The sequence below is a fragment of the Flammeovirga sp. SJP92 genome, from assembly GCF_001583495.1.
Lineage (GTDB): Bacteria > Bacteroidota > Bacteroidia > Cytophagales > Flammeovirgaceae > Flammeovirga.
Genome location: NZ_LQAQ01000112.1, coordinates 54532 through 66975 on the forward strand (window position 1 = coordinate 54532; position 12444 = coordinate 66975).

At 35.3% G+C, this 12444-nt stretch carries 6 protein-coding genes and 1 riboswitch; of the genes, 4 read left to right on the forward strand and 2 right to left on the reverse strand.

Translation table 11 applies throughout. The features are described from left to right. Both AVL50_RS29630 and AVL50_RS29635 read right to left on the reverse strand, forming a co-directional pair. Nucleotides 1-1167 (reverse strand): ABC transporter substrate-binding protein, encoded by a 1167-nt coding sequence (locus AVL50_RS29630; protein ID WP_062621176.1) that lies wholly within the window; start codon nt 1165-1167, stop codon nt 1-3. Nucleotides 1168-1185: 18 nt separating this feature from the next. Then, a riboswitch (cobalamin riboswitch) is annotated at nt 1186-1363 on the reverse strand. 83 nt (nt 1364-1446) lie between these two features. Continuing rightward, nucleotides 1447-2301, reverse strand: a complete 855-nt coding sequence (locus AVL50_RS29635) for an N-acetylmuramoyl-L-alanine amidase-like domain-containing protein (protein ID WP_062621177.1) — start codon at nt 2299-2301, stop codon at nt 1447-1449. A 75-nt stretch (nt 2302-2376) separates the two neighbouring features. Here AVL50_RS29635 and AVL50_RS29640 point away from each other — a divergent pair, with 75 nt between their 5' ends. The 4 genes from AVL50_RS29640 to AVL50_RS29655 all read left to right on the forward strand — a co-directional run bounded on the left by AVL50_RS29640 (nt 2377) and on the right by AVL50_RS29655 (nt 12436). Next, nucleotides 2377-3618 (forward strand): hypothetical protein, encoded by a 1242-nt coding sequence (locus tag AVL50_RS29640; protein WP_062621179.1) that lies wholly within the window; start codon nt 2377-2379, stop codon nt 3616-3618. A gap of 163 nt (nt 3619-3781) precedes the next feature. After that, nucleotides 3782-5542, forward strand: a complete 1761-nt coding sequence (locus tag AVL50_RS29645) for a hypothetical protein (RefSeq protein WP_062621181.1) — start codon at nt 3782-3784, stop codon at nt 5540-5542. Between the two features lie 28 nt (nt 5543-5570). Further along, nucleotides 5571-10343, forward strand: a complete 4773-nt coding sequence (locus AVL50_RS29650) for a hypothetical protein (RefSeq protein WP_157491675.1) — start codon at nt 5571-5573, stop codon at nt 10341-10343. Then, the gene (locus tag AVL50_RS29655; RefSeq protein ID WP_062621185.1) at nt 10343-12436 is read left to right on the forward strand and encodes a fibronectin type III domain-containing protein; all 2094 of its coding nucleotides are present in this window, start codon (nt 10343-10345) and stop codon (nt 12434-12436) included. The genes AVL50_RS29650 and AVL50_RS29655 overlap by 1 nt, the downstream gene beginning before the upstream one ends. Nucleotides 12437-12444 lie beyond the last annotated feature (8 nt).

The following is a 12444-nucleotide window of genomic DNA, read 5'->3' on the forward strand; positions in this document are numbered from 1 at the left end:
CTACTTTAATTTATGATAGAAAAAAAGTTGGTGATCTGGGAGAAGATCAGGATGAAGGATTTTGATAAGATCAGCTATGATCAATTCAGGATGAACCATGCCGGTTCCCCAATAGTCATTGGCAGTCGAATTCCTTAGTCTTTTATTATTGTTGAAGATATTTTGCTTTTGGAAAGCATCGAATTTTAGATATCTTTCGTCGTTGTTTTTAAGAGCCTCTAATGTAGTTAGTTGACCAACATTTAGCCAGTAATCGGCTTTTCCACCCTTAGCATAAACGCCTTCTAAATCCAGTTGAATACTACCTGTTTGTGTTGTCTCAGCCCAAGGGTAATCAGCTTTTACTTGATCAAATGCAATGGCCAAGTAAGATTTTCCGCCTGGTACAGACCATAAGCCTTTATAAGGTAAACCAGAAATAACAGAAGGCTTTGTTTTTGCCGTTTTGGCGACCTCTAAATACTTATTGAATTTACTTTCTACTTCCTCAAAAATAGTATTAGCCTCTTCTTCTTTATCAAGTAATGCTCCAAAAACTTTGATCCACTCAGCTCTGCCTAAAAGATGATTTTCCTGCCAGTCTGTATTAGCAATCACTGGAATATTCACCTTATTCAAAATAGGAAAAGAAGAGGAATTCGTAGTGCTGCTTCCTACAACCATTACAAGGTCAGCAGTAGAAGCAATGATTTTTTCAGTATTATTTGCAATGTCATAACCTACTGTAATAATCTCACCGCTTTCCATTTTATCTACAACGGTTTGACTATACATGTAGTCTTTTGAAATATAACCTTTGATCTGCTCAATACTGCCTAACTCTTCCATCATAGATGTTTGAGCAGTCGTCGTCGTAATGACTTTTTTTACAGGAACTCGAATGATTTGTTTTTTTTTATATCCATTAGGGACTTTTGCTCCGTGAGGAACCAAGGCAAAAGTACTTGTGTTTTGATACTCTGAAAAAGGATCAATAAGATGAAGAAGTTTGTAACCTTCTTTATATTCTAGATGGAATGTTTTTGCATACTTAACAGCAACACTGACAGTTTTATCAGATTGTTGTTGATTTGCTGTATTAGCGTTTTCATGGTTGGAAGAATTACATCCTAATGTTATTAGGAAAACGATAAAAACTACTAATCTGTTGGATAATTGACTCATCATAAAAAATACTTTGCACCCGAAGATAAAATGTAAAAAAGGTATCCTGACTCTTCTTTTACAATGTGCCTTCCCATCAAAATGAAAGTGACTTACCATTAACCTAATTCAATAGGCAAGAATTACAGTAGCGGGGACTGTCTTGGAATTTCACCAAGTTCCCTTTGTTTACATGTGCAAATATGACCGATAGATTTTTAGTTTCCTATCGCTAAGTATTATTAATTGAAGTGATTTTGATCAATAAATATTAATAAAAATGTTTTAACGGTTTTAAATAGACTAATTTAATCGAGCGACCGTGATGCCGGTGTTCATCTTACTGTTTTTCAACCATTCAGCAAGGGGTTTATGTGTAATAACCACTTTCCCAGAAGATTGAGAAGCATGAAGAAGATGTATTCTTCCTAACTTTTCGACAGCAATGCCGACATGAGAAACATCAAGTCCATTTATTTTTGTGACTAATGCAATAATATCCCCTTCTTGAATTTTGTCTTCTACGGAACTTATATTCTTGATGTAGATTTGTGATAATTGATTTTGGTTGATTGTTGTTTCTGCTACTTTTACAGCATTTACTGCTGAATCATTGTTGATCAGTCTTTTGTAAGAGGAGATGTGAGTGCTCATGAAGTTGATTTTTTTATCATAAGTTTCACCGCCAATTTCAACAGTGATGTCTTTTAAAATTCCTTTCTTTTGGTTGTCCAAAACCCACTCAGTGAAATAATGCAATCGACTGCCATATCCTGAAAGTTGGCCTTTTCTGTATCTTAACCTTTCAAGAATTGTAGCATAGTGACTTAAGTTCCTTATTGAAGCGTTATTATTAAAAAGTAAGTTGAGTGCCGTAACACTTTCCACGAAAGTAGTGCAATCAAAACCAACAAAATTAACAATCAATTCCTCCTTTTTTCCAACTTCAAGTGTCTTTTCTAAATAAGGAGTGTCTAAAAAAGTTCTGGCAATATTTCCTTCCCTTTGAAAAACATTAAAACTGTCTACCTTCATTTTATTGAGTTCCTCAATCTTTTTATTCAAAGCAATTTTGCTAGCATTTGAGCAGACAATTTGAGCTTGAAGTGAAAAAGTGATAAATAATGTAATAATAAAGGAGAAGATATATCTGAACATATTATTTTTTTAGCATTTTAGCAGAATGAAATATTTTGATTTCAATCGTCATTAAATATCGATCAATACTAAATTATGACAATCTTTAATAAACAAAGAACCTCTTTAGAATTTATTTTTACAAATAGAAAGTCGATTTTCCCTTTACTATTATCAATATTATTTACGTTGCAATTCTCAATAGCTGAGGCTCAAATCAGTGAGAACCCCGATAAAGATAAGTACGTGGGACAGTTTAATGGTGATGGTAAAAGACATGGTCACGGTACATACACTTGGGAAGACGGAACTGTTTACCAAGGAAAATGGAGAAATGACCTGATGGAAGGAAAGGGCAAGCTTATTTTTGCCAATGGGAATACTTATGAAGGGAACTTTGAAAAAGGAGTGCCCTATGGAATGGGAGTATACATTTGGGCAAATGGAGATGTGTATCAAGGAGGATTTCTTGATGGTAAAATGCATGGTAGAGGTGTTTTAGTAACCAGTGGTGGTGAAAGACACGAAGGAACATGGATTCAAAATGAAGTTTCTGGAGAAGGAATTCATTATTATGCCAATGGATCACAATACATTGGAAGCTGGGCTCAAGGTAAAAGAAATGGAAAAGGTATAATGCTTTATATTGATGGCAGTACTGAGCAAGGAATGTGGGCAGATGATAAATTCATACCTTGTGACTGTATCCGTGAGAGTGTTTCAATTGAACAATCTTATAAAGAGTCTGAAGCTGTGTTTATAGGAAAAGTATTTGAAGTGCAGGCCATGGAAGAAGGGTATGATAGGGTAGGTATGATCGTATCAGAGTATTGGAAAGGTTCGTTATACCCTTCAAGAAAGGTTTATTTGAGAGCAGAATATTCTTCATGTGATTATGTGTATTTTGAGGGAGATGAGTACCTAGTATACGCTCACCCTTATCAATTTGATAAAACTGTTTATTATCCTACGAAGTGTACTCGTACCATGAAAACATCACTTCCTTTAGCACAAAAAGATATTGAGACACTAAGAGGTTTTAATTGTAATTTCCCTGAAGGTGATGATAGAAAAGTGACATACAATTTCTCAGAAGATCCTGTATGTGGTTGTGATGGTGAAGATTACAAGAATCCATATCAAGCCTATAAGGCAAAAGTAGGTCATTGGTTTGCCGGTACTTGCGAAGAAAAGAAACAACGGGATGCTGAACTTGCGAAACAGAAAAACGAAATCCGTTATAAAGTTGAGGAAGTAAAGCAGAAGGAAGAATTACTGAAAAAGGAGGAGGAAGCAACACCTCAAACTCCAACGTATAATTATGTAGAAGAAGAGTAACTTATTGTCACTCTGTACAATGTTGAGGCTAGTTCTTAAAAAGAGCTAGCCTTTTTTGTGACAAAATATTACACCTTTTGCTTAACTTATTTTTGATTAAAAGTGTTTTTTTTTTGAAAAAATATTAACTTTGCCTAACGACTAACAATTAAATGTTACAAAATTGCTTAGAAATACTTTTAAAACTTTTAAAGCAAGCTGTACAATATTCTTTCTAACTTTAATTTTTTCGAGCAACTATTCATTAGGTCAAAAACTAGATCAAATTGGCAAAGATGCACCAATTAAAGTAACCGGAGGACTATCGCTAAATCAAACAGCTTATACCGCATGGGGTATGGAAGATAGAAGAGATCCGTATCGCTATGTGCTTTCAGGTAATCTGAATTTTGATGTCTATGGAATGTCAATACCTTTGTCCATTTCCTATTCCAATCAAAATTTCAATTACACGCAACCTTTTAATCAATTCTCTTTGACACCATCTTATAAATGGTTGAACACACAGATTGGTTACGGTAATGTGAGTTATTCTCCATATACCCTAGGAGGTCATACATTTTTTGGAGTTGAACTTTCAGGAAGTCCTTCAGATCGGTGGGATTTTGGAGTGATGTATGGTCGTTTAAAGAAAGCCTCCATTTATGATCCTGATGCTCCACATTCAGAAGCATCATTTAGGAGAATGGGCTTTGCAATGAAATCTGAATATAGACACAAAGGTGGAAATATTGGTTTTACTTTATTTAGAGCTAAAGATGATCCATCAAGTTATAGTGCCGATTCAATTCCAGAAGGCTTACTTCCTCAAGAAAATATTGCCACAAGTATATATGCCGGACAAACTCTATTAGAGAACTTAACTGTGCAAGCAGAAGTGGGGATGTCATTCCTTTCTTCAAATACATTTTCTGAAGCTAAAGGGGATAGAGTGAATGGTATGGATTGGTTGTTTACAGAAAGAACTTCAACTTCAGCCTACTGGGCTTTCAATGGTGGATTTACCTACAACTTATTAGGATGGAACCTTGGAGCATCTTATGAGAGAATTGGCCCGGAGTATCGAACCTTGGGTAGTTATTATGCTAATAATGATTTAGAGACAGGAAGTGTGAATATTTCGGGACAGCTGTTCCAATCGAAAGTTTCTGTTTCAGCAAATGTGGGTATGCAAAGAGATAATTTGAACGGAGATAATGCTAGTGATATGTCCAATTTTAACTTGGCAACTAACATAGCATGGGTGATCAGTAAAAAAGTAAATGCCAATGCAAGTTATTCCAACTTTAGGTCATTTACGGTCATTCGAAATCAGTTTGAAATCATTAATGATTCAGACCCATTAATGCCTCTTGATACTTTAAATTATACTCAGTTAACAGATGCAGGTAACCTTGGTTTAAATTGGGTTGTCTCTCAATCGAAAACTGTAGGTCAAAATATATCGCTAAATCTTAATTATCAGCAAACTTCTAACGAACAATCTGATACCACTTCAATAAGCCCCAATAGCACATTCTGGAATGGTTCCCTTTCATGGAATTGGTCTAATAGGCCTTCAAATTTTAGAATAGGATTAAGTGCCAATGCAAGTTTAAATGAAACCAATTCAGAAGCAGGAAGCACATCAACCATAGGACCGACAATTAGTTGTTCTAAGGGACTTTTTGAGAAGAAATTAAAATTAAGAAGCAGTATCTCATTCAACCAAAGCAGAGCAAACGATGAAGTACAAAGTATGGTTTACAGTTGGAGGCTTGGCGCTTCCACAACCTTCAATGAAGTACATTCATTAAACCTTAGTTCTGTTTTACTGAATCGGGAGGATGTCCGGAATGATAAACCTCCGATTACAGAATTGACTGTTACTCTTGGTTATAGTTACAGGTTTAAAGGTTTAAAAAAAAGAGATAAACAAAATTGACTAGCTAAATAAAACGGACTAAATGATGATGAGCAAAATACTAAATATACTTCTTGTCTTACTGTTTTTTATTCATGTCGATTGCTGGTCGGTAGATCGTAATGAAGCACCTCCAGTTAAGAGTGAATCAGTTCATAGAGCATCGAAATTCCAACGTTTTAGAGATTTTGATGTAGAAATTCCATCTGTGCCTATCAAAAAGGAAAAAATAGATGTGAAGAGATTAGAAGATGCACCTGAAATGGTAGATGGTGTACCTGTAAGTGAAAAAATTGGTGAAATTAGAGGAGCCTTGAACAAAATTAGAGAAAACAAGCTTTTTGTATCTCTATTGTCTGAGGAAGATCTAATCTCATTGCCCGTAGGTATAAGTAAGAATGTAGGAGGTACTTCTTTCGAAATTGTTATTTACAAGGTGAAATTAACACCTGAAGGAACCAAAATTGATGTAGGAATGGGCGTTGCTTTTCCTAACTCTTCAGATACATTGATGTTCGGTGCTTTTGATATTCCATTTAGTCAAGAAAGAGGAATTGGAGGTCAAGGGAAATTAGCATTATTAAAAGATTACCCCGTAAAACTCTCAAAAGATATAACCCTTGATTTTAAAGGAGTTAATAATGGTGGACAGACTTATGTGAACTTTGGTTGCGATGGATATCAAGGTATGGGTGTTGAGTTTGATGTTGTATTTAACAGGGAATTAATCAGACCAGCAACAGAAGAAGGAGATGTTATACCAAATGGTCAAATTCGTGCTAAAGTAGCAACCCAAATAGAATCCTGGGATGATTTATATTTAGAAGTCAATCTCCCCATGTTTAGAATGGGGGAAAAGAATGATAGAGGATTTGTATTTAAAGCAGAGAATGTAGTTTACGATCAATCAGAAATAACCAATGGTAGTGTGGTATTTCCTGAAGGTTATGAATCTACAGACTTTATTGAAGGGAATCAGAATCTATGGAAAGGATTTTATATTAAATCGGCTGTCGTAATGATGCCGAGTGACTTTGATAAAGTAAGAAAAGAGCAAGCTGAAAACGATAAAAATAGCACAACCGAAAAGACAGAGGAACAACAAAAGGCAGATGATAAGGCACTTGCGGGGGCTAATAAAAACCGGACCTCGTTTAGGGTCAATGGTTTAATTATAGATAAGAATGGCTTAACCGGAAATTTCCAGGCTCATTATTTACTATCCCTCGAAAAAGGACAGCTTGGTGCAGGTTGGGCATTGTCTTTAGAAAAAATTGAAGTAGATATCTTGATGGGGCAGTTCCAGAAAGCTGATTTAGTGGGGCAGTTCCAAATACCAACTTCTGATACCGTTGGAGTACTAAGTTATCAAGCGCAAGTTCAAATGAGCGGTGATTTTTTATTTTCAGCCGCTACAACAGATTCTTTGAAGTTTAAGCCTTTTGGAGAAAATAGTACTTTGTTGCTGACAAGGACGGATATCACAATACAGATTGAAGACGGAGAATTTTATGCCGGTGTAGATCTTGATGGGGCAATGAATGTCGCCACAAAAGACGCCAAGCTGGAATTGGTGGATATTGATTTTCAGGGTTTAATGATACAAACCGAAACCCCTTATGTTTCCGCCACGGCCTTTGGGTTAAGTTCAGATTTACTCACCCAGAAAGTATTTGGACGGGAAATAAGTATTGATGAAATAGGGATGAATACGAAGGGGACAGAACTCCGGCTTGATTTAGATGTCGGACTGTCACTTCATGAAGGTTCTGAAGGATTCGGAGGAGAAGCAGGACTGAAAATTATTGGTGATAATGGTAATGGTTCTTGGAAATATGTCAGAACGGACATCACGAAAGTAACAATTGAGGCAAGAAAAGAAAATGTCTACGATATAAAAGGTACAATTGAGATTCTAAAAGACGATCCAATTTACGGAGATGTTTTTAAAGGAATTTTAGAGGCGAAATTAGGCCCAATGAGTGGTGGTGGAGTAGCCGTTGAAGCTTCAGTGATTTTCGGTAAGAAAGAAGGGAAAGGATATTGGTATGTTGATGCATTGGCAGTTCTTGATGCAGGAATTCCTGTAGGACCATTGACTTTCCACGGTTTCGGTGGAGGTATTTACTATGGTATGACAAAAGTAGGTTATTCTAAAGCAGATGCCTCGCTAAGAAATGCAACTCCTTCCGCAACAGGTGGAGTGTATGTACCCGATAAAAATGCCGGCTTTGGTTTTAAAGCCATCATTATAATGGCAATTGTAAGGAAAGAAACCGCTTTTGTAGAAGCGCAGTTTGAGATGAACTTCTACAAAACAGGAGGCGTTCAAAAAGCAATGTTTATTGGTTGTGCCAATTTAATGACACCACCAAAAATTGGAGGTTTAGACATGGCTAAACTCCAGAAGATGGCTGAAGTAATGGATGACGCTAATTCCGCTACAGGAGGTAAAGAAGGAGATGCAACAGCCACACCAGAACCTCCAGATCATGGAGAAGTTGATTCACAATGTGCTTATATTAATGCAAGTGATGCCCCAATTTTTGCGGGTATTGTAGTGAGTCTGGATTTCCAGAACCAAGTATATCATGGTGAGTTAAACGTTAGTATTCAAGCAGGTGTGTTAGAAGGTGGAGGTAGAGCAATTGCTCACTTTGAACCTGATAGCTGGTATATTCACATTGGTACAAATAAAAACCCGATTTACTTAAAGCTGTTAGGAGCAGTTGAAGCAACTTCTTATTTCATGTTAGGAGATAATCTCCCTTCTGGATTTGAAGCACCGGATGAGGTGAAAGAAATTTTAGGATTAACCCCAGAACCAGAATCGGGAGGAAGGAACGAAAGTGCTTTATCAGGTGGTAGAGGTGTAGCTTTCGGTGCTTCATTGAAAATTGATACGGGAGAAAAAACATTTTTGATTTTCTATGCAGACATCAAAGCAGGTTTTGGGTTTGACCTTATGTTAGCCAATTATGGAGCTAACGCAGTTTGTGCTAACACGGGTAGACAAATTGGTATCAAAGGATGGTATGCTCAAGGTCAAGTATATGCTTATGTAAAAGCGGCTATTGGTGTTAAAGTTGATTTGTGGTTTGTGAAAGGTAAATTCGCCATTCTAGATTTAGGCGTAGCCGCATTACTTCAGTTCAAAGGACCTAACCCAATGTATTGTTATGGTGCCGTAGGTGGTTATTATAATATCTTGGGTGGAGCAGTGAAAGGGCAGTGTTCTTTTGAATTTACAATTGGAGAAGAGTGTAAAATAGAAGGTGCCAGTCCATTGGCAGGAGTTGAAGTTGTAGCATCAATAACTCCTCAAAGTAAATCTGAAAATGTAGATGTTTTTGCAGCTCCTCAATTTGTATTTAATGTTCCATTGAATGATGAAATGGTACTAATGGATCCAAATACCAATGAGAAGAAAAGGTATAGAATTCGAGTTGATAATGTTTTCCTAAAAGGTTCTCATGGTGAGGAAACTTTTGATGAAGAGTGGAATGAAGATAATACAACATTAGTTTTAAGGCCTCATTCTATGCTAGAGCAAAGAACTAAGTACGAATTAGGGATTAAACTTACTTTCCAAGAGAAGTCTAACAACGATTGGGTGAAAGTGAGGTACTCTGAAGATTTAAGCAAAACAGTACAATTTATTTCTGGAGACCGACCACAGTTTATAGATATGGATAAAGTAGTTTATAGTTATCCTATTGATAAACAAATGAACTTCTTCCCTCAAGAATCAAATCAAGGATATATAAAACTGAATATTAAAGGTTGGGATTATTTATTTGAGGTAGAAAATCCTGATAAGTGGGATGTAAAAGCAAGGTTTACAAATTATCAAGGACAACCTGTTTATGGAGATGTATCTTATAATGATAATAATACAACAGTATCATTAGATATTCCATCGGATATGACTCTAAATAATATGTATACATTTGAGTTGGTTCACTTACCAAAAACAGCCCTTAATTTAGATGCAAATGTGAGTGAGTCTACTGCATCACAAAACTTACAAGAAGGTTCTGATGGTGGGTCTACATTGGAGTTAACAACAAGGAAAGCGACTGAAACTATTGAAAATAATGATGAAAAAGTTATTTATTCATCAAATATTAGAACAAGTTATTTCAAAACTTTCGTTGCAAAAATGGAAGGGATGAATATAGGTCAAAGTTGGACTGGTCGTTACAAACCTTCTTTCAGAAGATATATCTACCTTAATATTCCAAATTATAAAGGTGAGACATTTGATCAATATGAATTTTATGGTAAAGAAAATATTGAACAACTAATACATGCTGAGGCCGATTTTGAAGATACGTTCTATAAGCAAAGAATTAATCCATTGATATATGATACATATCCATATCATTTAGAAGCTAATATAGAATGGAGGAATTCTTCAGATAGCTATGGTTGGGTGAAGCCTAAAAATAGTCTTTACTTCAGATTTGCTAATAATAATGAGGCAGTTTCTTCGAGTTTTATACCTCCGATTTTAAGTGAAGAAGAGATTAATTCTGGTAGTTTATTGAATTATGATAATTATGAAATGATCTATTTTACAGATAGAAGTATTTCTAAAGATTACCTAGATATTCAGACTAATTTATTTAATCTATATCACGATCAAAGTTTAGATAACTTATCAGAAAAGAATCTTAATAAGGTAATAAATATATTAGAATCTCCTGGAGCTCCTTATATCACATTTGGTCCTTATACAGTCATTCTATATTATACTTTACCTGGTAAAACAAAACCTAATTCTTCTTATAATTTAATAATTAACAATACTATAGACTGATGAACAGAATTATTTTTATACTTATAGTATTTCTTATTTGTGTTAGCGAATATAGTTTTGCTCAAACCGATAATGAAAAACCTACAATAAAGGTGATTGTTAAATCGGATAAGAGTAATGTGAAATTGAGATGGGCTCCAGATAATTCAATATCATGGCAACTACTCAATAAGTATGGTTATAGATTAGAGAGAATTACAACTTTTCGTAATGGTAAACTCTTGCGAAAGGGGGAGAAAGTTATTCTTGAAGACAAAATCTTGCCTCAAGAAAAAGAGGAATGGACAAATGTATTTAATAAGGATACTACAGATCAATATATCGCTATTGCAGCTCAAGCATTATATGGAGGTGAGTTTAAATTAGATGCAGATGCTTATTCAAAAGATGGTTTAGCACAATTAATTCATACAGTGAAAGAAAGAGAAGCTAGATATTCATATACCTTATTCTCGGCGGATCAATCAAGTAATGCAGCCTATTTGTCAGGTTTATATTACGAAGACAAGACTGTGAAACTTGGTGAAAAATATCTTTATAGAATCCATTCATTAGTACCTGATAGTATTGAGCAGATTCAATATGGGAAAGTTTTAGCAACTGTTAAAAATGAGCACTATGAACTTCCCCAGCCTGAAAGGTTTGCAGCCAACTATAAAGAGGGAAAAGTAACACTTACGTGGGATTGGTTGATGTTGAGTGATGTATATAATAGTTACTGGGTACAAAAGTCTGAGGATGGTGTTAATTATTATGACGTAACAAAAACACCATTTATTCAGCCATCAAAGGATGAACCTTCTCCTAATATGATTTTCATGGATAGTATTGGAAATCAAGAAGGGACTTATTATTACCGAATTAAAGGTAAAGATGCCTTTGGAGAATGGGGACCTTATGTTAATCCTATTAGAATAGAAGCTTATCCTGTCATGGAATTCACCCCGGAATTAAAAGTTTTTGAAGATCATAAGTCTGGAAGTGTTTTATTGAAATGGGAAATTGACGAAGGTAAAGCACTTGGAGTAAAGTCATTATTATTGGCAAGAGCTGAAACCGATAAGGAGAAAGACTTCTTTATTTTAAAAGAAGATATTCCTGTGAAGACTGGCGAATATTTGGATATAGGACCAGAGATTTCTAATTATTATAAATTAGGAGCAAAAGATAAAGTAGGTAAGGTCAACTGGTCTTATGTTGAGTTTATTCAACTTACAGACAGTGTGCCTCCTTCAATTCCTGAAAATCTTGCAGGTGAGGTAGACTCTTTAGGTAGAGTGCAAATTACGTGGGAACCAAGTCCCGAAAGAGATGTTTTTGGGTATCGATTATACAGAGCCAATAAAAAAGATGGTGTTTATATTCAAATCACAAAAAAAGAGATCCCTTATACAAATTTTGAGGATTCAATTAGTATAAAAACACTAGCTAAAAATGTTTATTATAAAGTGCTTTCAGTAGATAAAAGAGGTAATCCATCTGAGCTGTCTGAGGCATTACAATTGAAAAGACCAGATGTTATTCCACCATCTCCTCCAGTGATTTCCTATACAAAAAGTACCATAGAAGGGCCCTATTTAGAGTGGTATCCAAGTGGTAGTAACGATGTCGCCTATTACCTCTTATATAGAAAAGGAAATAGCGAGGTAGAACGTTGGGAGCTTATTAAAGAGTACGGTGTTGTAGAGGGAAAGCAATCTTTTTTAGACTCATCTGTAGTTGATCACCAAACCTATCATTACCTAATGATTGCAATTGATGATTCTAATCTTGAGTCAATTCCTACAAAGCCAGTGGGTATCAGAAAGTTCGATACAAAAGTTAGAAAAGGGATAGAAAAATTAGCCTTGAGTAGGGGTGAAAAAGGAGTGCAATTATCATGGGTTGACCCCATATCTGGAAATTATAGTATTGATATTTATAGGTCTTTTGAAGAGGAACCATTAAGATTCTATGCAAGGGTCGAGAAAGGTTCTGAAACTTGGGAAGATATTTCTGTTAATGATGGAGGGAAATATAAATATAGGCTGAAAGTAAATTATGAAGATGGAGCCTCATCTAAATTGAGTGAACCAAAACAAATCAAATACTAACTAGACTA